This window comes from Microbacterium sp. Z6_144, assembly GCF_057197625.1.
The window spans coordinates 1,999,448-2,018,246 of sequence record NZ_JBXVPT010000001.1 but is presented as its reverse complement, the minus strand read 5'-3'; the positions used below and the strand labels follow the sequence as shown (position 1 = coordinate 2,018,246).

The following is an 18,799-nucleotide window of genomic DNA, read 5'->3' as shown; positions in this document are numbered from 1 at the left end:
CGCGAATCCTGCCAGAAACGCGGGATGCGCGGTCCGCGGGGCGGACCGGGCATCCCGCGTTTCATCTCACCGCGTCACTGCGGCTTGTCTTCTCCCGTGGGACGATTGCGCTCCTCCAGTCCCTTCGGAGAGGGCATCTCCATTTCCGCTCGCTCGTCGTGGGGGGCGGCCACGGGGCGGCCTTCCCCGATGGCGCGCTGATCGGAGGCCTCGAGCTCGTCCTCGGCCACGTGCGTGACGTGGTCGAGCTCGTGGTGCTGGTGCGCGGCCGCCGCATCCAGTTCCGCCTGCGTGAGCGGGGCGAGGCGGTCCTCGAAGAACCAGCGCGAGAACGCGGCCCGTACGTGCTCATGCCAGGGGATGCGTCCCTGAGCGTTGGGACGCACGACCAGCGGGGCGTAGATGTTCTCCGAGTCGACGAGCTTCCAGCGGTCGTACTCGTCGACCGGCTGGTGGACCTCGATGTACTCCCCGCCGGGGAGGCGCACGATCCGGCCGGACTCGTAGCCGTGCAGGAGGATCTCGCGGTCCTTCTTCTGCAGGGCGAGACAGATGCGCTTGGTGACGAAGTAGGCCACGATCGGGCCGACGATCAGCAGCGCCTGCAGGGCGTGGATGACGCCTTCCATCGTGAGCCAGAAGTGCGTGGCGATGATGTCCGAGGACGCCGCAGCCCACAGCACCGCGTAGAAGGTGACGCCGGCGGCGCCGATCGCGGTGCGGGTCGGAGCGTTGCGCGGACGCTGCGCGATGTGGTGCTCGCGCTTGTCGCCGGTGATCCACGCCTCGATGAAGGGGTAGATCAGGACGAGCACGATGAACACGCCGAGCACGGCCAGCGGGATGAGGATGTTCCACGACCACGTGCGATCCCACAGGACGAACTCGAGGTACGGCGGTACCAGGCGCAGGGCGCCGTCGGCGAACCCGATGTACCAGTCCGGCTGGGTGCCCGCGGAGACCGGAGAAGGATCGTAGGGACCGTAGTTCCAGATCGGGTTGATCGTGAACAGCGAAGCGACGAGCACGATCACGCCGAACGTGATGAAGAAGAACCCGCCCATCTTCGACATGTACACCGGCATGATCGGGTAGCCCACGACGTTGTCGTTGGTGCGTGCAGGGCCGGCGAACTGCGTGTGCTTGTTGATGATCATGAGCATCAGGTGCACCACGAGCAGGGCGACCAGGATCGCCGGCAGCAGCAGGATGTGCAGCGTGTAGAGGCGACCGACGATCACCGAACCGGGGAACTCGCCGCCGAACAGCAGGAACGAGATCCACGTTCCGGCCACCGGGATGCCCTTGACCATGCCGTCGATGATGCGCAGGCCGTTGCCCGACAGCAGGTCGTCGGGCAGGGAGTAGCCGGTGAATCCTTCGGCCAGGGCGAGGATGAAGAGGATGAAGCCGACCACCCAGTTCAGTTCCCGCGGCTTGCGGAACGCGCCGGTGAAGAACACGCGGAGCATGTGCACGCCGATACCGGCGACGAACACGAGCGCGGCCCAGTGGTGGATCTGGCGGACCAGCAGGCCGCCACGCAGGTCGAACGAGATGTGCAGCGTGGATTCCAGCGCCGCCGACATCGCGACGCCCCGCATGGGCGCGTAGGCGCCGTCGTAGTGCGTCTCCACCATCGACGCCTCGAAGAAGAACGTCAGGAAGGTGCCCGACAGCAGGACGACGACGAAGCTCCACAGAGCGATCTCGCCGAGCATGAAGGACCAGTGGTCAGGGAAGATCTTGCGACCGAGCTCCTTGACGATGCCCGAGATGCTGGTTCGCTCGTCGAGGTAGTTCGCGGCAGCGCCGACGAACCGTCCGCCGAGCGGCTTTCCGTCGCGTCCGGCATTCCCCGGTGCGGGATGATTCGCCGGCTCGGTGGTGACGTTGTCCGTGGGATGAGTCGTGGTGCTCAATGGCGCTCCCAGAAGCTGGGGCCGACGGGCTCGTGGAAGTCACTGCGGGCGACGAGGTATCCCTCGTCGTCGACCGTGATCGGAAGCTGCGGCAGGGGACGGGCGGCGGGGCCGAAGATGACGGCCGCACCGTTGGCGACGTCGAACTGCGACTGGTGGCAAGGGCAGAGCAGGTGGTGGGTGTGCTGCTCGTAGAGCGCGACGGGGCATCCGACGTGCGTGCACACCTTGGAGTAGGCGACGATGCCGTCGTAGGACCAGTCCTTCTTGTCCTCGGGCTCGTTCAAATCCTCGGGCAGAAGACGCATGAGCAGGACGATCGCCTTCGCCTTCTCCTCGAGGTACCCATCGTGGTGGCTCACGCCGGCGAGTTCTTCGGGGATGACGTGGAAGGCCGATCCCAGGGTGACTTCGGCCGCGCGGATGGGGCGGCCCGAGGGGTCCTGAGCGAGACGCGAGCCCTCTTTCCACATCGTGTGGCTGAGGAGGTACACCGGGTCGCCCGCGTGCGGGTGCTCCGGGGTGTTCTCCGGTGCCAGCCCGCGGAAGAGGGTGATGCCCGGCAGGATCGATGCCGCCAGCGCGGCGAACAGCGAGTTGCGGATCATCGTCCGGCGCCCGAATCCGGACTCCTCGTTGGCGGCGGCGAAGACCTGCACCGCCGCGGCGCGCGTGTCGTCGCGGCCGCGCGTCGCGTGGCGGGGCTCGATGTACTCCTTGTCGGACATGATCGCCTTGGACCAGTGGATGGCGCCGATGCCGATCGCCAGCAGCGCCAGCGCGATGCCGAGCCCGATGAAGAGGTTGTTGTAGCGGATGTCCACCAGCGAACCCGACTCGATCGGGAACAGCATGTATGCCGCGACCGCCCAGATGCTCGCTGCGACCGAGAGGTAGAACAGCGTGTAGACCGTGCGCACGGCACGGCGCATCGCCTTGGGGTCCTTGTCCGTCACTCGCTCACGGTGCGGCGGGAGCTCCGGATTCCTCACGGGGTCTGTCACCGCGACCGCGAGCCCCGAAGACGGCTTCCAGGAAGCCCTCCCGTGCTCGAGCGCGTCGTCCTCGTGTGCCATGCTGCTCCTCGTACGTTCCGGAATGCCGTTAAGCGTCTATCAGTTGGATTTCGCCGTGATCCACACGGTCAGCGCGATGAGCGAGCCGATACCGAAGATCCAGATGAACAATCCCTCGGCGACCGGTCCGAGTGAACCGAGCGCGTAGCCACCGGGCGACTCGTTCTCCTGCAGGAAGACCAGGTAGGAGATGATGTCGCGCTTGTCCTCGAGGGTGAGGTTCAAGTCGTTGAAGACCGGCATGTTCTGCGGGCCGGTGACCATCGCCCCGTACATGTTCAGCGGAGAGGTGGTGTGAAGCCCCGGGGCGTACTTGCCCTCCGTGAGCGCACCACCGGCACCGGCGACGTTGTGGCACATCGCGCAGTTGATGCGGAAGAGCTCGGCGCCCTCGGCGACGTCGCCCTCTCCGTCCAGCACCTCCTCATCGGGGAACGTCGGACCGACCGAGGTCGACTGCACGTAGGCAGCCATCGCGGCGATCTGGTCCTCGGTGAACTGCACCGGCTTCTGCGGGGCCTGGGGGGCCTGCGCCTGGAGAGGCATACGGCCGGTGGAGACCTGGAAGTGCACCGACAGCTCGCCGACCCCGTAGAGGGACGGGCCGTTCTCGGTGCCCTGCAGATCCATGCCGTGGCAGGTGGCGCAGTTGGCTTGGAACAGCTTCTGGCCGTCTTCCACGGTGAGGGTGGATGCGGTGGGGGAGTCGTCTTCGGTTGCGGCGATCGCCGCGGTCGCACCCGCGTAGAGGCCGCCGGTGACGAGCAGGCCGATGCCGATCAGTGCCGCGGCGGCCAGGGGGCTCCGGCGGCCGGACGAGCGTCGCTTCTTCTCACGTGCCATGTCGAGGTGGAGCTCCGCTCTATTTCAGGAAGTAGATGACGAGGAACAGCGCGATCCAGACCACGTCGACGAAGTGCCAGTAGTACGACACCACGATCGAGGTGGTCATCTCCTTGCGCCCGAAGTTCTTGACGGCGTACGCGCGGCCGATCACCAGGAGGAAGGCGATCAGGCCGCCGGTGACGTGCAGGGCGTGGAAGCCGGTGGTCAGGTAGAACGCCGACGCGTACGGGTTCGCCGTGATGGGCATGCCCTCCGCGACGAGCTGGGCGTACTCCCACACCTGGCCGGACACGAAGATCGCGCCCAGGGCGAAGGTGAGATAGAACCACTCGACCATGCCCCACTTCAGCGGGCTCGCGCCCGTGCGGTACGGCTGGAAGCGCTCGGCGGCGAAGACACCCATCTGGCACGTCACGGACGACAGCACGAGGATGATCGTGTTGACCGTCGCGTAGGGGACGTTCAGCAGCTGGGTCTCCTCGGCCCACAGCTCCGGAGAGGTGCTGCGCAGCGTGAAGTAGATCGCGAAGAGGCCGGCGAAGAACATGACTTCGCTGCCGAGCCAGACAATGGTGCCGACCGCGACCGGATCGGGCCGTTTCACGGACCTGAAAGCCTGGGGGTATGTCGCTGGCGTCGTCACGCTCCCCATTATGGCCGATTCCCGTCCCAGGTTTTGGCACCGCCGTGCCCGATCGACCTGCCGTCGAGATAAGCGACGCCTCAGAATCGGCCGCAGGTTCACCACGGGTCGTCCCTGAATGCGCCCGCGGTCGGGGCGTTGCCGCTCGATAGGATCGCAGGATGGCGGAGCGGTATGCGTGGCCCGAGATCCTGACGAGCCTCCTGGGCGGGGAAGACCTCAGCGTGTCGGAATCCACGTGGGCGATGCGACGCATCATGCAGGGCGAGGCGACGCCCTCGCAGCTCGCGGGCTTCCTCATCGCCCTGCGCGCCAAGGGCGAGACGGTGGACGAGATCGTCGGCTTCCGCGACGCGATCCTGGAGGCCGCCCTCCCGCTCCCGGTCCCGGCGGGCGTCCTCGACATCGTCGGCACCGGGGGCGATCGGTACGGGACCGTCAACGTCTCCAGCATGGCCGCCATCGTCGCCGCCGGAGCCGGTGTGCCCGTCGTCAAGCACGGCAACCGTGCCGCGAGCTCCCAGTCGGGATCGTCCGATGTGCTCTCCGCGCTGGGCATCGACCTCACCCTCGCTCCGGATGCGGTGGCGGAGACGCTCGCTCGCACGGGGATCACCTTCGCCTTCGCGGCGGCCTTCCACCCCGGGTTCCGGCACGCGGGGGCCACCCGGGCGGAGCTGGGTGTTCCCACGGTGTTCAACTTCCTCGGCCCGCTGTGCAACCCGGCGCGCGCGGAAGCCAACGCGGTCGGTGTCGCTCATTTGGACCGCGTGCCGCTGATCACGGGCGTGTTCCGCACCCGCGGTGCCACAGCGCTGGTGTTCCGCGGCGATGACGGCCTGGACGAGCTGACCACCACGGGGCACAGCCGTCTGTGGGAGATCAGCCTGGGCGACGTGCACGAGCACGACCTCGACCCGCGGGACCTCGGCATCCCCCTCGCCGACATGGACGACCTCCTCGGCGGCGACCCGCAACACAACGCCGGCGTGGTCCGTCGGGTGCTCGCCGGCGACTCCGGACCAGTCCGCGACATCGTCCTGCTCAACGCCGCCGCCGGCATCGTGGCGTACCGGCTGTTCCGCGACCCGGGCGAGGTGCAGCGTCCCATCGTGGAGCGACTGGCCGAGGCGCGTGGGGAGGCCGCCGCGGCGGTGGACGACGGCCGCGCGGCCGCGAAGCTGGAAGCATGGGCGGCGACCTCGCAGGAGCTGGCGGGCTGAGGCATGGATCCGCTGGACGCCCTGACCGAGATCGCGTACCTCCTCGAGCGCGAGCGCTCCAGCCGCTACAAGTCCAAGGCGTTCCGCTCGGCGGCCGATGCCATCGCCGGGCTGGATGACGCGCAGCTGCGCGACCCTGGGCTGCGGCGGCGGAAGGGGATCGGGGACTCGACGTTCACCGTCATCCAGCAGGCGCTGGCCGGCGACGTGCCGGAGTACCTGGCGTCGCTGAGGGAGAAGGCCGGCGTCGCCGGGCCGTCCGAGCTGCGCGCGGCCCTCCGCGGCGACCTGCACAGCCACAGCGAGTGGTCGGACGGACTCACCCCCATTCAGGCGATGGTGGATGCCGCCCGCCGCCTCGGGCACGAATACCTCGCGCTCACCGATCACTCGCCGCGCCTGCGCGTGGCCAACGGGCTCTCCCCTGAGCGACTGCGCGCCCAGCTCGAGGTCGTCCCGGGGATGAGCGGCGACGGCTTCACCCTCCTCAGCGGCATCGAGGTCGACATCCTCGAGGATGGCTCCCTCGACCAGGAGGACGCCCTCCTGGACGAGCTGGACGTCGTGGTGGCGTCGGTGCACTCGCTGCTGCGGATGGAGCGTGCGCCGATGACGCGACGTCTGGTCGCCGCCGTGTCGGGCCCGCACGTCGACGTGCTCGGGCACGTCACCGGTCGCCTGGTGGAGGGTTCACGCGGCACACGGCCGCCCTCCGACCTCGACCCGCACGCGGTGTTCAAGGCATGCGCGGCGCACGGCGTCGCCGTGGAGATCAACTCACGGCCCGAGCGGCAGGATCCTCCGGACGAGCTGATCGCGATCGCGATGGAGAAGGGGTGCCTCTTCTCCATCGACTCCGATGCCCACGCGCCCGGTCAGCTGTCTCTGCTGGACTACGGCGCCGCGCGAGCCGAGCGGGCCGGCATCCCGGCCGACCGGATCGTCACGACCTGGCCGTTGGCGAAGCTGCGGGAATGGCTGGGACGCAGGCGGTGAGCCGCTCGTAGACTGGGGTGATGACCTCGCCACGTGGGGGTGCCCTCGGCAGGCCCCTCCCGTGGCTGCTCATCGCGGGAGTCCTGGTAGCCGCACTGAGCCTGCGTGGCCCGATCGTGGCTCCGACCCCCGTGCTGCGCGACATCGAGCAGGATCTCGGCCTGGGGGCCACGACGGTCGCGCTGCTGACGACCGCGCCGGTGCTCATGTTCGCGATCCTCACGCCGGTCGCCGCGTTCGTGATCCGTCGTGCGGGCCCGGAACTGGCGCTCCTGATCTCGCTCACCGGGGTGCTGGTGGGAACGGCGGTGCGCGCTCTACCGACCTTCGGGTGGATGCTGGTCGGAACGGTCGTCATCGGCGCGGCCATCACGGTCGGCAACGTCGTCATCCCCGTCATCATCCGGCGCGACGTGCCCCCCGGGCGGGTGAGTCTGCTGACCGCCGCGTATGTCGCGATGCTCAACGCCGGGTCTCTCCTCACCTCGCTGCTGACGGCGCCGCTGGCATCCCTCGTGGGGTGGCCCCTCGCCCTGCTGCTGTGGTCGGTGCTGACCATCGCCGGTATCGCGTTGTGGGGCGCGCACCTCGCGCGCTGGCGCCGCGCGGGAATCGACATCGACGAGCGGTATTCCGGGGCGCGCCCGGCACGCGCCGGCGCCATCGAGGACATCGACCCGCGCACGCTCACGGGACCCATGCCGGTGATCAGCACGCGCAGCGCATCGTTCCTGCGGCGACCCGTGCCGTGGCTCCTCTTGGCGACCTTCGCGTTCCAGACCTTCATCTACTTCGGGTTTACCACTTGGCTTCCCGTGCTCTCCGGCGACCTGTTGGCGCTGGACCGCACGGCAGCCGGTGCCCTCGCCTCGATCTTCCAGGGCGTCGGCATCGTGGGAGCGTTCGTGGTGCCGCTGTTGACGCGAGTGGCTCCGCCGTGGGTGACGGTCGTGGTGATCAGCGGGAGCTGGCTCGCCCTCACCGTCGGCGTGCTCGCGGCCCCGTCGCTGATGGTGCTGTGGCTGTCGATCGGCGCCATCGGGCACTCGGGCGGATTCGTGGCGGTCTTCAGCGTGCTCGTCCAAGTGGCCCGCTCGGACAGCGAGGCAGCAGGCATGTCGGCCTTCGTCCAGGGCGGCGGCTACGCCATCGGTGCGATGGCCGGTCCGGTGCTGGGGGCGATGCGGGAATTCAGCGGCGACTGGACCGGCGCGCTGATCGTGCTCGTGATCGCCGCGGCGGTGTACACCGTGCTGCTGGCGGCCGCGTTCTCCGCCGTGCGTCGCGCCCGCTGAGGGCCGCGCCGGCGGGCGTGCGTCGCGCCCGCTGACGGCCGCGCCGGCGGGCGTCGCGGCCCCGGCGGTGTTCAAAACTCAGGAGACACGCCGAGCGGCGGGTGCTGTGGGCCCCGAGAATGCCCGAATCTCCTGAGTTTTGCGCACCTCGGCCGCGGGGGAGGTCCCGGCGCAGCGACGGCGGCCGAGGGGCGCGTGGCCCGCCGGCGCGGCGATGGGCTGCGGATGGATGCCGGCGATGTGCCGTTGGTCGGTGGGGGTGTGTGGCGGGGGCCGTCGCGGAGGACGGGCGTTCAAAACTCAGGAGACACGCCGGGCGGAGGGCGCTGTGGGGCCCGAAAATGCCGGAATCTCCTGAGTTTTGCGCACCTTGGCCGCACCGATGGATGCCGCGCCGGTGGATGCCGCGCTGATCAGGTCAGGGCGTCGAGGACGCGGGTCATGGAGGACCCGAGGTTCCACCGCTCTGCGAGCTCTTCGGCTGCCGCACGGCGTTCGGCGTCCACACCGGGCAGGCGGGCGTCCACGGGCGGCAGGTCGAGGTCACGCACCACTTCGACGACCGTCGGGGCGACGGCCAGGTACGCCGAGCCCGCGAGCATCTTCGCGCGCTGGCCCGCGGTCATCCCCTCGCCGGCCTCGGCGGCAGCGACGATGCCGGCGAGATCGCCGTGGGCGGTGAGGAGGGTGGCGGCCGACTTCTCCCCGATGCCGGCGACACCGGGCAGCCCGTCGGAGGCGTCGCCGCGGAGCGCGGCGAAGTCGGCGTACTGCGGCGCATGCACGCCGTACTTCGCGACGACGGTGGCATCGGTGACGACTTCGAGGTTGCTCATGCCGCGCGCCGTGTACACCACGCGGACCTCGCGCTCGTCATCGATGAGCTGGAAAAGGTCACGGTCGCCGGTGACGATGTCGACCGGGATGTCGGCGCGCGTCGCGAGCGTGCCGATGACGTCGTCGGCTTCGTGCTCGGGGGCGCCTACGACGGGGATCCCGAGGATGGCGAGGGCCTCCCGGATGACGGGGATCTGCGCCTCCAGCGGGTCGGGTACCACTTCCACATCCGGTGCGTCGGCGACGACTTCGGCGACGCGGTGCGTCTTGTAGCTCGGAATGAGATCGACTCGCCACTGCGGGCGCCAGTCATCGTCCCAGCACGCCACCACGTGGGTCGGGTGGTAGGTCGTGACCAGCTTCGCGATGATGTCGAGCAGCCCCCGGACCGCGTTCACCGGCGTCCCGTCGGGGGAGCGCACCGTATCGGGCACGCCGTAGAACGCTCGGAAGTAGAGGGAGGCGGTGTCGAGCAGAAGCAACTTGTCTGGACGCGGGGACACATCGACAGGCTACTGCTCGTCGAACGGGCGGTACATTGACGGAATGTTCGCGATGAAGACCACCAGCTTCCGACTGGCCGTCGGCCAGGCGATTCTCAACGCGGTTGCCGCCTCCGCCGGCGCGGCCATCCTGATCTTACGAATCCCCCACGGGGGCAGCAGTTTCGGGATCCTCGCGGGAGCTGCGATCCTGCTCTTTTTCGGAGCGCTCGCTGTCACCTATGCGGGGAACGCCCTGCGGCTGCGTGGAGAAAGGCCGGCCCAGGTGGGACCGGCGCCAGCGGCGTCGTCGGAAGACTAGAAGCAGCTGCGGTACACCGAGGCGGTGTCCGCGAGCATCCGTCGCATGAATCAGAGGAGATCTCGCGGATCGAGGACCCGATCGGCCGGTGGGATCCTCGATTCCCGAGATCTCCTCGATACGGGGGGGCGTCAGCAGCCGGGGCCGGTGGGATTCTCGGCGCACGTCTTGTCGACGAGTGCGGTGCGCACCTCGAAGATCTCGACCGGATAGCCGGCCGTGGTGGCTGTGACGACGCCGCGGACCGGGAACCACCCCGTGCCGAAGTCGACCGCCGCGGTGTACTCGATCGTGACCGAGACGTCGTACGTGCCGCGTTCGGCGTAGGAGTGGCTGGTCGGCGTGGGCGTGAACTGCGCCTGGCCCAGGTCGCGCCAGGATGCTCCGCCCGACGCCGAGCGCGCGGTGGAACCATCGCCGTAATCGAAGACGAAGGCGGCCGGGGTGAACTGCACCGTCACCGGTCGGCCGAAGAGGGTGCCGCCCGTGGTCTGCGCCGACGCCGAGGCGACGAAGTTGGCGGGCATTCCGACGACACCGACGCCCTCGGGCTCACTGCCCAGCGCCGGGCCCGCGGGGGCGAAGCTCGCGAGGTCGCGCGCGGTCACCGCCGGGATCCCGGGAGCGACCTCTTCCTCCTCGGCTTCTGCGGGACACACCAGGAACGTGCCGGTCCGGGCGGGGACCTCGGTGCACCCGTCGGCCCGCGCCGGTTGCGTCGCCGGGCTGGAGTTTGCGTCCGCGGGGCCCGTGCCCCCACCGGACCTGCGCCCGGTGCCGGCCCCGCCGTTGTTCCGGCCGGGCTCGTTCCGCTCCCCGACGATGTCGACCCCGGTGCCGGAGTTAGATACGCATGCAGAAACTAAGATTTGAGCCGAGTTGCACGCCGACCCGGTATAGCCCATGGCGCCTCCAGCGACCAGAGCCGTCGCCAGAAGTGCTCCTAACATCTCAACTCCTGCGCGGGCTCGATCGACGCGATCAGCAGAGCGTCGCCTTGGGGTCGTACAGCCGTGATGCGTAGGGGCTGGACGGCAGGTCTTTCCTCGTCCACGAGAGAAGCCCCCTCAGGAGTAACCACGTCAACCGTCGAGACGTCGTAACAGGCCTCAAGGACAATATCGATCTGGCTAGACCGCTGTGAGATTTCCACGGGCTGTAGCCCGGCAACGACCGCGTCTCCCTCGATGGAGAGGCCGTCCGCGTGCCATTCCGAGAAGTTTCGCCGGTCCTGCGCGTTTAAGTCTCCGGTGGTGAGGGCGTACACGGGCTCGAAGGTGGTGGGGTCGCTCAGATCCACCTGGTTCAACGCATCGACGTAGGCGCGGTAGGTCTCCTCCGCCGCGGCGAACGCCTCCTCGTCCGTCAGGGGCGCCGGGGTGCTCGCTTGCGGTTCGGGCGTTCCGGCACATCCGGTCATCGCAGCGCCGGCCAGCAGGACGACGGCGATGGCGCGGGCGACTCGGGCGAGCATGGCACCAGGCTACGAGCGGGGTCGGTCGAGCGCATCCGTTATCCACAGCGACATCCCGTCGGCGAGATCGTGCGTAGCAGGGCGGAAACATGGATCCGACACAATGGCGGCATGACTCTTGCCACCTCCTTCTCCGCAACGCTGCCGGAGTGGATCCTGTCCGATTTCCCGAACCTGCCCGAGATGCTGCCGTCGCTCGAGGACCGCATGGATCTCGTCAATGAACTCGCCGACCGCAACTGGCGAGCCGGGAACGGCGGCCCGTTCGCCGCGATCGTCGTCGAGGCCGACAGCGGTCGCCTGGTGTCGGCCGGGGTGAACGTCGTGCTCAGCTCCGGCCTCAGCTCGATGCACGCCGAGGTGACCGCGATCAGCCTGGCCCAGACGGCGGTGGAGCGCTGGGACCTCGGCGCCTCGGATGCGAACCTGCAGCTGGTGGTCAACTGGCGCCCATGCGTGATGTGTTACGGCGCCACGATGTGGAGCGGCGTCCGCTCCCTCGTCATCGCCGGCGACGGCCCCGAGCTGGAGGCCCTCAGCGGATTCGACGAAGGACCGGTCGTCGATGACTGGGCGGCCCAGTTCGAGGCACGCGGCATCCAGGTCGTCACCGGTGTGCGCCGGGATGAGGCGGTCGCCGTGTTCGCCGAGTACGGGAAGTCCGACGTCCTCGTCTACAACGCCCGCGGCACGTCCTGACGCGCGGCACCCGGCCGCTGCACGTCGCCCGCGAATCCGCCGACGGCTGAGGCTCACTGCGCCGGTCCCCAGAAGATCTCGCCTCCCTCGGGAAGCTCCAGCACGAGGAACCCGCTGCCGGTGACCGTGGGTGCCACATCGAAGACTTCGAAGTACTCCACGGTGTCGCCGGGGGCCACCTCGTCGAGATCGAAGCTCCCGCGGTAACCCGCCTCCTCTGCCACGTAGGTCGGGTCGGCGCGGCCCCCGTCGCCGGTGAGCAGCCAGGCATAGAGCGTGTACTCGTAATCGCGCGACGGGTCGATCGGCGTATCGCTGAGGTTGGTGAGTTCGAGGGGGACCGCGACATAGCCGCCGTTGTCCGCGTCGGCGCCCGGTGCGTCGGAGACCGCGGCGGTGGCGTCCTGGGGTGCACCGACCGTGATGCTCCACACCTCGTCGCCGGTGTTCTCATCCACGACCGTCACGGAGGTGCCGTAGGGCAGTGCATCCGCGCGTGACGTCCCGCTGCCGTCCAGGCCCACCACGCCCAGCAGTGGGGGTTCGGCCGGGTCCGGCTCGGCGGCACCCGGGGCGCCGGGTGGCGCGGGGAGTTCGGCGGAGCGGTCGGCCTCCCACGGCCACCGTGCGGGCGCGGAGCGTCCCACGGATGACGCGGCGGTGACCAGCACCCCGGCGAGGGCGAGCACCAGCGCTATGACGGGGAGCGCGCGGGAAGCTCCGGGGCGGTTCATCGCGATGACCGCGCAGGTCAGGGTCGCCACCACGAGCGGTGCGATGAGGATCGTCCCCAGGAACGGGATCACCGCGCACACGACGCAGAGGATGCCGAGGACGAGTGCCGTCGCGGCGAGCCCGGAGCGGACCGTCCCGTCCCCGTCATCCGCCGGCCCTGTCCCAGCCCATCCCGTCGCGGCCGGAGCCAGGGTGGGCGGCGCACCGGGGTAGGGCTGCTGCATGACGAGCGGCGGAGCGCTCGGCGGGGTCGCGCTCGCCGCGCCGCCCCACGGGTTCTGCGGATCGGTCATGCTGCTCCTTGTCGCCGGGTGCGCCCATGCTACGGACCGCGGGCCGGACCTTATCCCGTCCGCGCCCGGGCTGTGGGAAGCTGCGCGACGACCGCCGCGGGGGAGGAGAGGACCGCCCGGCCGGCGCGACCTGCCCGGGTTAGGGTGGCGGGATGTCCTTCGGTGCCGCCGCCTCGATCCCTCCCGAGGATGCGGCATGCCCGTGCGGAAGCGGCAGGTCGTTCACCGCGTGCTGCGGGCCGTTGCTGGCCGGACAGGCGGCCCCCTCGCCCGAGCGGCTCATGCGTTCGCGCTTCACCGCGTTCCGGATCGGGGATGCAGCGCATCTGCGGCGCACGTGGCACCCGCGAACCCGGCCCGAGACCGTCTCGCTCGATGCGGCGCTGACATGGGAGCGGCTGGAGATCCTCGACGCGGCCGCGACGGCGGACGGCAAAGGGACCACGGACGGCGAGGAGACCGCGGACGGCGACGAGTCGACGGACGGCGAGGAGACCACGGACCGCGAGGAGACGGTGGAGTTCCGCGCGCACTGGCGCGACTCCGGCGGACGCGGCGTGCTGCAGGAGCGCAGCCGATTCGCCCGGCGTGGGGGCCGCTGGCTGTACCTGGACGGCGACGTCTCGGCGGAATAGCCGCGGCTCCCCGCAGGTTCTCCCGTCCATGACGTCCGACCAGCCCCGGGAAGCGGACGTCGCCGTCCTCGGCGCAGGTCAGGCCGGTCTCTCGGCGGGCTACCACCTGCGCCGTCGCGGGTTCCTGCCGGTATCGCAGAGCACACCGGAGGCGAAGGGAACCTTCGTCGTGCTCGATGCCAACGCCGCCCCCGGCGGCGCCTGGCAGCACCGCTGGCCGTCCCTGCGCATGGCCACGGTGAACGGCATCCACGAGCTTCCGGGCTTCCCGGTGCCCCCGGCCGACCCGCGCTCGCGAGCGCGCGACGCCCTCCCGCCCTACTTCGCGGAGTACGAGGATCGGTTCGAACTCGACGTCCAGCGACCGGTCACCGTCACCGCGGTGCGGGCCGCCGACGCCGACCCGCACGGGCGCCTCGTGGTCGAAACCGACTCGGGCACATGGGCCGTGCGTTACATCGTGAACGCCACCGGGACCTGGACGCGGCCCTTCTGGCCTCACTACCCCGGACAGGAGAGGTTCCGCGGCCGTCAGCTGCACACCGCCGACTATGTGTCCGCCGAGGAGTTCGCCGGGCAGCGCGTGATCGTCGTAGGCGCCGGCATCTCGGGCGTGCAGCTGCTCGAGGAGATCTCGCATGTCGCGACGACCTTCTGGATGACGCGGCGGGAACCCGAGTGGATCGAGGGCGACTTCGACGTCCCGGCGCGCGTCGCCGCGATCGCCGGAGTCGAGGAGCGCGTGCGCCAGGGGCTCCCACCGGGAAGCGTCATCTCGGTCACGGGAATGCACTGGACGCCGTGGGCGCGTCGCGCTCAGGAGCGCGGGGTCTTGAACCGGCTCCCGATGTTCACGCGGATCGAAGAGAACGGCGTCCGGATGCCCGACGGGTCGCTGCTCGAGGTGGACGCGATCCTGTGGGCCACGGGGTTCCGGCCGGCACTGGAGCACCTCGCGCCGCTGAAGCTGCGCACGCCCCAGGGAGGGTTCCGTGTGGGGCAGGGGCGCTCGCTCGATGACCCGCGCGTGTTCTTCATCGGTTACGGGCCGTCCGCGTCGACGATAGGAGCCAACCGCGCGGGGCGTGCGGTTGCGGCGGCGATCGCCTCCGAGCGGCTTCCCTCCGTCGTGTGAGCGCGTCAAGCCCTCGCTGCATCCGTCGGTGACGCCCTAACGTGTGGATGTGACCGATTCCGCGATTCCGACCCATCTGCTCCGCGCCCCCAGAGACGGGGCAGTGGGCACGATCCACCCCGCCGGCAGCGCGCTGGTGACCACGCTGCGTTTCGAGTGGGTGGGGAAGAACTGATGCGGGTACTCATCCTGGGCGGCCACGGGAAGGTGGGCCTCCTGCTCGCTCCCCTCCTGGTGGCGCGGGGCGACGACGTGACGTCGGCGATCCGCAACCCCGACCACGCCGACGAGATCGCCGCGACCGGGGCGGAGCCGCTCGTCCTCGACCTGGAGAGCAGCCACGGCGCCGCGCTCCGCGAAACGTTCGCGGGCTTCGACGCGATCGTGTGGTCCGCCGGAGCCGGCGGGGGGAGCGCCGCCCGCACCTACGCCGTCGACCGCGACGCGGCGGTGCGCACCATGGATGCGGCCAAGGCCGCGGGCGTCCGCCGGTACGTCATGGTCTCGTGGATCGGCTCGTCACCGGGTCACGGCATCGACCCCGACGACCCCTTCTTCGCCTACGCCGACGCGAAGCTCGCCGCCGACGACCATCTGCGGGCGAGTGGTCTGGACTGGACCATCCTGGGACCGGGCACGCTGACCCTCGATCCCCCGACCGGTCGGATCGAGATCGACCCGGAGGGGGACGGTGCCGTCCCGCGGGCCGACGTGGCCGCCGTGATCGTGGCGGCTCTGGCCGATGATCGGACCGTGGGCCGCTTTCTGCGGTTCGGCTCGGGGGATGAGCCCATCGCGGAGGCGCTCGGCCGCTGACGCCGGCAGGTGCTCAGCGCTCGCCGAGGCTCTCGTGGATGCGGTTCAGATCCATCAGCAGCGAGCCGACCAGCACCCAGTGGTCGGCCGACGGGGTGGCCACCTGCAGCGGCCGGGTGAGCGCCGGCGGCTCCGACGTCGCTGCCTCATCGCGCACCTCCCACACGCGCAGCCGCGCGTCGTGTGCGGCGCGGTGCAACTGCTCCGCGATCGCCTGCACGGAGGGTTCGCCGGCGATCGTCGCGTCATAGCGGTCGTACACGGCCCGCGTCATCCCGATGACCTGCGTGAGGATCGGCGTGAACGCGTCGAGCAGTTCTTGGACGCGGGCAAGGTCCGCGCGCAGGCGACGTCCGCGCGGGTTGAAGGTGAGCGAGTCGGCGGCATCCCCGATCGACGCCTCCGCGGCGTCGCGCATGGGACGCAGCAGTCGCGCGGTCAGGAGCAGCTCCTCCAGCTGATCGCGCGACTGGGGCGTGACGAGGGCGTCGGCGAGACGGTCGAGCGCATCGGCGGTCTCGAGGACGAGCGCGTGGGTCTTCTCGCGGGCCGGCGTGACGGCCACCGGGGGAACCACCGCCAGGTTGACCAGGAACCCCATCACCGCACCGATCAGGGTCTCCAGAACCCGATCGACGGCGTAGCCGGGTGTGGCCGTGCCGAGGGCGAGGACGAGGACGGCACTGATGGCGACCTGGTTGGTCGTTCCCGGCGTCATCTTCAGTGCCCACGCCGCCAGGAGGGCCACGGCGGTGGACAGGAGGATCACCCAGGTGTGCGATCCCAGCGCGATGCCCAGGGCCGAAGCGATGAGCACGCCCACGATCACGCCGACGCTGCGCTCGATGGCCTTGGTGAACGACTGGTTCAGGCTCGGCTGCACGACGAGGAGAGCCGCGATCGCGGCGAAGACGGGCGGCGGTCCCTGCACGAGCCACCCGGCGACCAGCCACGCCGCGATCGTCGCAACGGCCATCTTGACCACCTGCAGGAGCGGCCCCCTCCGGGGCGCTCGGAAGGTGGCCGGGATGCGCATGGTACGAGTCTGACAGGCAGGCTCGTCGCAGGCAGGGGGTTGCCTGCGGCGTCGGGCGGCCCCGCCGGCTCAGCGCGTCGAGAGCTGGGTGCCGATGACCCGCAGCAGCGCGAGCTTCTCCGCGTCCTCGGTGCCGGGGGTTGCCGTGAACACGAGCAATCGATGGCATGTTTCGGTGTCGAGCAGCGTCTGACAGTGCAGCGTCATCTCGCCCACGTCCGGGTGCGCGAAGCGCTTGGTCGTCGGATGCTTCTCCGCAACCTCGTGCTGAGCCCAGATGGCAGCGAACTCGGAGCTCCGGCGGAGCAGTTCCGCCACGATCGCGCCGGCGCGGGAGCGTTCGCCGGTGCGGGTGTACACCGCGCGCAGTTCCGCAACGAAGGTGCGACCGCGCAGCTCGTGATCGGCGCGCGCATAGATGTCTCGTGATTCCGGCTCGGTGAACCAGCGGAACACCGTCGAGCGCCGCATCCCCGTCAATTGCCGGGCATCACCGAGGAGCGCCCGCGCAGGCTCGGTCTGCGCGAGGGTCTCTCCGAGTTCGTTGACCACCTGTGCCGGGGTGTCGGTGAGACGCTCGAGGATCCGCAGCATCCCGGTCGAGACGTGGGTGGAGATGCCCTCCCGCTCGGGCGCGGCGTGCCCGGCCAGACGGAAGAGATGGTCGCGCTCGGTGCGCTCGAGGTGCAGCGCCCGCGCGAGTGCGGTGAGCATCTGCTCGGAGGGCTGCGGTCCGCGCGCCTGCTCCAGCCGGTTGAGGTAGTCCGTCGACATGCCCGCCAGCGCAGCGACCTCCTCACGGCGCAGCCCCGGTGTCCGCCGGCGCGGCCCGCGTGGCAGACCCACGTCTTCGGGCTGCAACGCCTCGCGACGGTTGCGGAGAAACTCAGCCAGTTGCTGCATGGGGTCATCCTCCTCGCTCCCGGGCGCGCCAACCAGGGATCGTTGATACCTCGATGCGGGGGCGAGCGCGACGACGCCCGCGTCGGCCGACCGCGCGGCGAGGGGCGTAGCGTGGGAACATGCCCGATCTGGAACGTCTGCGCGCCGAGGTGTCGGCGCGACTGGCGCGCCTGGACGCCGATGAGCGCGACCTCCTGCGCGACCGTGCAGACGGCACCGCCGACGACGAGCACGATCCGGAAGGGTCGACCCTGTCGGGGGAGTGGACGCGGGTGGATGCTCTCCGCCGCGGCGCCATCGCCGAGCTCGCCGAGATCGATGCGGCGCTCCGCCGCGTCGCGGACGGCTCCTACGGTGTGTGCGCGCGCTGCGGCCGCCGGATCCCCGAGGAGCGCATGGAGGTGCGGCCGATGGCCGACCTCTGCGTCGCCTGCGCGTAGACGCGCGTCAGTCGTCGCTGGAGGACAGTCCCCGGCGGGCGGACAGCAGCGTCACCTCCGGATGCTCCGCCATCGCGCGTTCCGCGCGGTCGAGGACATCCCGGACGTGGGCGGCGTCGCCCGCGACGACAGCGACGCCGATCTCGGCGCGGCGGTGCAGGTCGTGCGCTCCGGTCTCCGCGGCCGACGCCTCGGTACGGCGGCTGAGGTCCGCGACGATGGGCCGCACGACGCTGCGCTTCTGCTTGAGCGAGGATACGTCGCCGAGCAGCAGGTCGAATTCGATCCATCCGACCCACATGCTCAATCGGCCGCGCCTCGAGGCTGCAGGAACCACTCGACCGATCTGGCGGCGAGCCTGTCGCTGGTGGGTGTCATGGTTCGTGTCTACCTCCTGCCTTCTCGAGGCGCCACCGCCTCCGTCGACCCTCCTGCGGGTGCGAGCGCCACCTGAGTACGCTGACGGCATGACCACCCTCATCCTCACCCTCGTCGGAGACGACCGTGCCGGCATCGTCGCTGCGGTGGCCGGCGTGGTCGATGCCCATGACGGCAACTGGGAGAACAGCCAGCTGGCCGAACTGTCCGGCGCCTTCGCCGGGATCGTCGAAGTGTCCGTCCCCGCGGCGCGCGCCGAGGCGCTCAGCAACGCCCTCAACGCGATCGAGGGCCTCGTCACCGTCGCGGTCCCGGCCGCCGGATCCGGCGTCCCGGCCGCATCCCGGCACGTCGCCGTGCAGGTGATCGGCAACGACCATCCGGGGATCGTGCGCGACATCTCGGCCGCCCTCACCGGTCAGGGGCTCAGCATCGAACGGATGACGACGGAGACCCGGGATGCCGCGATGTCGGGCGGGCGGCTGTTCGAAGCCTCGATCGCCGCTCTCGTTCCCGCCGAGGTGGGACTGGAGGACGTGCGGGCGCAACTGGAACGGCTCGCGGCGGAGATCCAGGTGGATCTGACCCTCGACTGACGCCGGGCGCCCGGTGG

General features: G+C 70.1%; 22 protein-coding genes. 11 read left to right on the top strand and 11 right to left on the bottom strand.

Features of this window, described 5'->3' with window-relative positions; all coding sequences use genetic code 11:
• Nucleotides 1–74 precede the first annotated feature (74 nt).
• From qcrB to ctaE, 4 genes are read right to left on the bottom strand one after another with little or no spacing between them, the layout of a single operon-like run.
• Nucleotides 75–1,922 carry a cytochrome bc1 complex cytochrome b subunit gene (qcrB, locus tag AC2DGY_RS09880; protein WP_484509519.1) on the bottom strand — a complete coding sequence of 616 codons (1,848 nt, stop codon included), beginning with the start codon at nt 1,920–1,922 and terminating at the stop codon, nt 75–77.
• Nucleotides 1,919–2,998, bottom strand: coding sequence for a cytochrome bc1 complex Rieske iron-sulfur subunit (gene qcrA, locus AC2DGY_RS09875; RefSeq protein WP_484509518.1), 1,080 nt, complete (start codon nt 2,996–2,998; stop codon nt 1,919–1,921). Before qcrA ends, qcrB begins: the two co-directional genes overlap by 4 nt.
• 39 nt (nt 2,999–3,037) lie before the next feature.
• Nucleotides 3,038–3,841 carry a cytochrome bc1 complex diheme cytochrome c subunit gene (gene qcrC, locus AC2DGY_RS09870; protein WP_484509517.1) on the bottom strand — a complete coding sequence of 268 codons (804 nt, stop codon included), beginning with the start codon at nt 3,839–3,841 and terminating at the stop codon, nt 3,038–3,040.
• Nucleotides 3,842–3,860: 19 nt separating this feature from the next.
• Nucleotides 3,861–4,496 carry an aa3-type cytochrome oxidase subunit III gene (ctaE, locus tag AC2DGY_RS09865; protein WP_484509516.1) on the bottom strand — a complete coding sequence of 212 codons (636 nt, stop codon included), beginning with the start codon at nt 4,494–4,496 and terminating at the stop codon, nt 3,861–3,863.
• Between the two features lie 152 nt (nt 4,497–4,648).
• Between ctaE and trpD the strand changes: the two genes are divergently transcribed.
• From trpD to AC2DGY_RS09850, 3 genes are read left to right on the top strand one after another with little or no spacing between them, the layout of a single operon-like run.
• Nucleotides 4,649–5,710, top strand: a complete 1,062-nt coding sequence (gene trpD / locus AC2DGY_RS09860) for an anthranilate phosphoribosyltransferase (RefSeq protein ID WP_484509515.1) — start codon at nt 4,649–4,651, stop codon at nt 5,708–5,710.
• 3 nt (nt 5,711–5,713) lie between these two features.
• Entirely contained in the window at nt 5,714–6,706 is a 993-nt protein-coding gene (locus tag AC2DGY_RS09855; protein ID WP_484509514.1) for a PHP domain-containing protein, read from the top strand.
• A gap of 20 nt (nt 6,707–6,726) precedes the next feature.
• Nucleotides 6,727–8,001, top strand: a complete 1,275-nt coding sequence (locus tag AC2DGY_RS09850; protein ID WP_484509513.1) for an MFS transporter — start codon at nt 6,727–6,729, stop codon at nt 7,999–8,001.
• A 413-nt stretch (nt 8,002–8,414) separates the two neighbouring features.
• Here AC2DGY_RS09850 and AC2DGY_RS09845 read toward each other — a convergent pair whose 3' ends face one another.
• Entirely contained in the window at nt 8,415–9,341 is a 927-nt protein-coding gene (locus AC2DGY_RS09845; protein ID WP_484509512.1) for a 5'-3' exonuclease, read from the bottom strand.
• A 43-nt stretch (nt 9,342–9,384) separates the two neighbouring features.
• Here AC2DGY_RS09845 and AC2DGY_RS09840 point away from each other — a divergent pair, with 43 nt between their 5' ends.
• Entirely contained in the window at nt 9,385–9,642 is a 258-nt protein-coding gene (locus AC2DGY_RS09840; RefSeq protein ID WP_484509511.1) for a hypothetical protein, read from the top strand.
• A gap of 131 nt (nt 9,643–9,773) precedes the next feature.
• Here the strand turns inward: AC2DGY_RS09840 and AC2DGY_RS09835 are convergent, their stop codons facing one another.
• Nucleotides 9,774–10,250: a hypothetical protein gene (locus AC2DGY_RS09835; RefSeq protein WP_484509510.1), complete on the bottom strand. Its 477-nt coding sequence runs from the start codon at nt 10,248–10,250 to the stop codon at nt 9,774–9,776.
• Between the two features lie 335 nt (nt 10,251–10,585).
• Nucleotides 10,586–11,116 carry a hypothetical protein gene (locus AC2DGY_RS09830; protein WP_484509509.1) on the bottom strand — a complete coding sequence of 177 codons (531 nt, stop codon included), beginning with the start codon at nt 11,114–11,116 and terminating at the stop codon, nt 10,586–10,588.
• Nucleotides 11,117–11,227: 111 nt separating this feature from the next.
• Between AC2DGY_RS09830 and AC2DGY_RS09825 the strand changes: the two genes are divergently transcribed.
• The gene (locus tag AC2DGY_RS09825) at nt 11,228–11,815 is read left to right on the top strand and encodes a nucleoside deaminase (protein ID WP_484509508.1); all 588 of its coding nucleotides are present in this window, start codon (nt 11,228–11,230) and stop codon (nt 11,813–11,815) included.
• 53 nt (nt 11,816–11,868) lie between these two features.
• Here AC2DGY_RS09825 and AC2DGY_RS09820 read toward each other — a convergent pair whose 3' ends face one another.
• Entirely contained in the window at nt 11,869–12,843 is a 975-nt protein-coding gene (locus AC2DGY_RS09820; RefSeq protein ID WP_484509507.1) for a DUF4352 domain-containing protein, read from the bottom strand.
• Nucleotides 12,844–12,995: 152 nt separating this feature from the next.
• On the opposite strand from AC2DGY_RS09820, the gene AC2DGY_RS09815 reads away from it, so the two are divergent.
• From AC2DGY_RS09815 to AC2DGY_RS09800, 4 genes are read left to right on the top strand one after another with little or no spacing between them, the layout of a single operon-like run.
• Nucleotides 12,996–13,478: a YchJ family protein gene (locus tag AC2DGY_RS09815; protein ID WP_484509506.1), complete on the top strand. Its 483-nt coding sequence runs from the start codon at nt 12,996–12,998 to the stop codon at nt 13,476–13,478.
• Nucleotides 13,479–13,506: 28 nt separating this feature from the next.
• Nucleotides 13,507–14,613 (top strand): NAD(P)-binding domain-containing protein, encoded by a 1,107-nt coding sequence (locus AC2DGY_RS09810; protein ID WP_484509505.1) that lies wholly within the window; start codon nt 13,507–13,509, stop codon nt 14,611–14,613.
• Nucleotides 14,614–14,662: 49 nt separating this feature from the next.
• Nucleotides 14,663–14,788, top strand: coding sequence for a hypothetical protein (locus AC2DGY_RS09805; RefSeq protein WP_484509504.1), 126 nt, complete (start codon nt 14,663–14,665; stop codon nt 14,786–14,788).
• Nucleotides 14,785–15,429 (top strand): SDR family oxidoreductase, encoded by a 645-nt coding sequence (locus AC2DGY_RS09800; RefSeq protein WP_484509998.1) that lies wholly within the window; start codon nt 14,785–14,787, stop codon nt 15,427–15,429. The genes AC2DGY_RS09805 and AC2DGY_RS09800 overlap by 4 nt, the downstream gene beginning before the upstream one ends.
• Before the next feature lie 13 nt (nt 15,430–15,442).
• On the opposite strand, the gene AC2DGY_RS09795 is transcribed toward AC2DGY_RS09800, so the two are convergent.
• Nucleotides 15,443–16,465, bottom strand: coding sequence for an FUSC family protein (locus AC2DGY_RS09795; protein ID WP_484509503.1), 1,023 nt, complete (start codon nt 16,463–16,465; stop codon nt 15,443–15,445).
• A gap of 69 nt (nt 16,466–16,534) precedes the next feature.
• Nucleotides 16,535–17,368: a helix-turn-helix transcriptional regulator gene (locus AC2DGY_RS09790; protein WP_484509502.1), complete on the bottom strand. Its 834-nt coding sequence runs from the start codon at nt 17,366–17,368 to the stop codon at nt 16,535–16,537.
• 119 nt (nt 17,369–17,487) lie between these two features.
• Here AC2DGY_RS09790 and AC2DGY_RS09785 point away from each other — a divergent pair, with 119 nt between their 5' ends.
• Nucleotides 17,488–17,808 (top strand): TraR/DksA family transcriptional regulator, encoded by a 321-nt coding sequence (locus AC2DGY_RS09785; protein ID WP_484509501.1) that lies wholly within the window; start codon nt 17,488–17,490, stop codon nt 17,806–17,808.
• 7 nt (nt 17,809–17,815) lie between these two features.
• Here the strand turns inward: AC2DGY_RS09785 and AC2DGY_RS09780 are convergent, their stop codons facing one another.
• Nucleotides 17,816–18,109, bottom strand: a complete 294-nt coding sequence (locus tag AC2DGY_RS09780; protein ID WP_484509997.1) for a DUF503 domain-containing protein — start codon at nt 18,107–18,109, stop codon at nt 17,816–17,818.
• 166 nt (nt 18,110–18,275) lie between these two features.
• Here AC2DGY_RS09780 and AC2DGY_RS09775 point away from each other — a divergent pair, with 166 nt between their 5' ends.
• Entirely contained in the window at nt 18,276–18,782 is a 507-nt protein-coding gene (locus tag AC2DGY_RS09775) for a glycine cleavage system transcriptional repressor (RefSeq protein ID WP_484509500.1), read from the top strand.
• The last annotated feature ends 17 nt before the right edge of the window (nt 18,783–18,799 follow it).

Excerpts from the sequence above, each read along its gene's own strand:
- qcrA (WP_484509518.1), bottom strand. The coding sequence starts at position 2,998 with ATGGCACACGAGGACGACGCGCTCGAGCACGGGAGGGCTTCCTGGAAG.
- qcrC (WP_484509517.1), bottom strand. The coding sequence starts at position 3,841 with ATGGCACGTGAGAAGAAGCGACGCTCGTCCGGCCGCCGGAGCCCCCTG.
- ctaE (WP_484509516.1), bottom strand. The coding sequence starts at position 4,496 with ATGGGGAGCGTGACGACGCCAGCGACATACCCCCAGGCTTTCAGGTCC.
- trpD (WP_484509515.1), top strand. The coding sequence starts at position 4,649 with ATGGCGGAGCGGTATGCGTGGCCCGAGATCCTGACGAGCCTCCTGGGC.
- AC2DGY_RS09855 (WP_484509514.1), top strand. The coding sequence starts at position 5,714 with ATGGATCCGCTGGACGCCCTGACCGAGATCGCGTACCTCCTCGAGCGC.
- AC2DGY_RS09850 (WP_484509513.1), top strand. The coding sequence starts at position 6,727 with ATGACCTCGCCACGTGGGGGTGCCCTCGGCAGGCCCCTCCCGTGGCTG.
- AC2DGY_RS09840 (WP_484509511.1), top strand. The coding sequence starts at position 9,385 with ATGTTCGCGATGAAGACCACCAGCTTCCGACTGGCCGTCGGCCAGGCG.
- AC2DGY_RS09830 (WP_484509509.1), bottom strand. The coding sequence starts at position 11,116 with ATGCTCGCCCGAGTCGCCCGCGCCATCGCCGTCGTCCTGCTGGCCGGC.
- AC2DGY_RS09825 (WP_484509508.1), top strand. The coding sequence starts at position 11,228 with ATGACTCTTGCCACCTCCTTCTCCGCAACGCTGCCGGAGTGGATCCTG.
- AC2DGY_RS09820 (WP_484509507.1), bottom strand. The coding sequence starts at position 12,843 with ATGACCGATCCGCAGAACCCGTGGGGCGGCGCGGCGAGCGCGACCCCG.
- AC2DGY_RS09815 (WP_484509506.1), top strand. The coding sequence starts at position 12,996 with ATGTCCTTCGGTGCCGCCGCCTCGATCCCTCCCGAGGATGCGGCATGC.
- AC2DGY_RS09810 (WP_484509505.1), top strand. The coding sequence starts at position 13,507 with ATGACGTCCGACCAGCCCCGGGAAGCGGACGTCGCCGTCCTCGGCGCA.
- AC2DGY_RS09795 (WP_484509503.1), bottom strand. The coding sequence starts at position 16,465 with ATGCGCATCCCGGCCACCTTCCGAGCGCCCCGGAGGGGGCCGCTCCTG.
- AC2DGY_RS09790 (WP_484509502.1), bottom strand. The coding sequence starts at position 17,368 with ATGCAGCAACTGGCTGAGTTTCTCCGCAACCGTCGCGAGGCGTTGCAG.
- AC2DGY_RS09785 (WP_484509501.1), top strand. The coding sequence starts at position 17,488 with ATGCCCGATCTGGAACGTCTGCGCGCCGAGGTGTCGGCGCGACTGGCG.
- AC2DGY_RS09780 (WP_484509997.1), bottom strand. The coding sequence starts at position 18,109 with ATGTGGGTCGGATGGATCGAATTCGACCTGCTGCTCGGCGACGTATCC.
- AC2DGY_RS09775 (WP_484509500.1), top strand. The coding sequence starts at position 18,276 with ATGACCACCCTCATCCTCACCCTCGTCGGAGACGACCGTGCCGGCATC.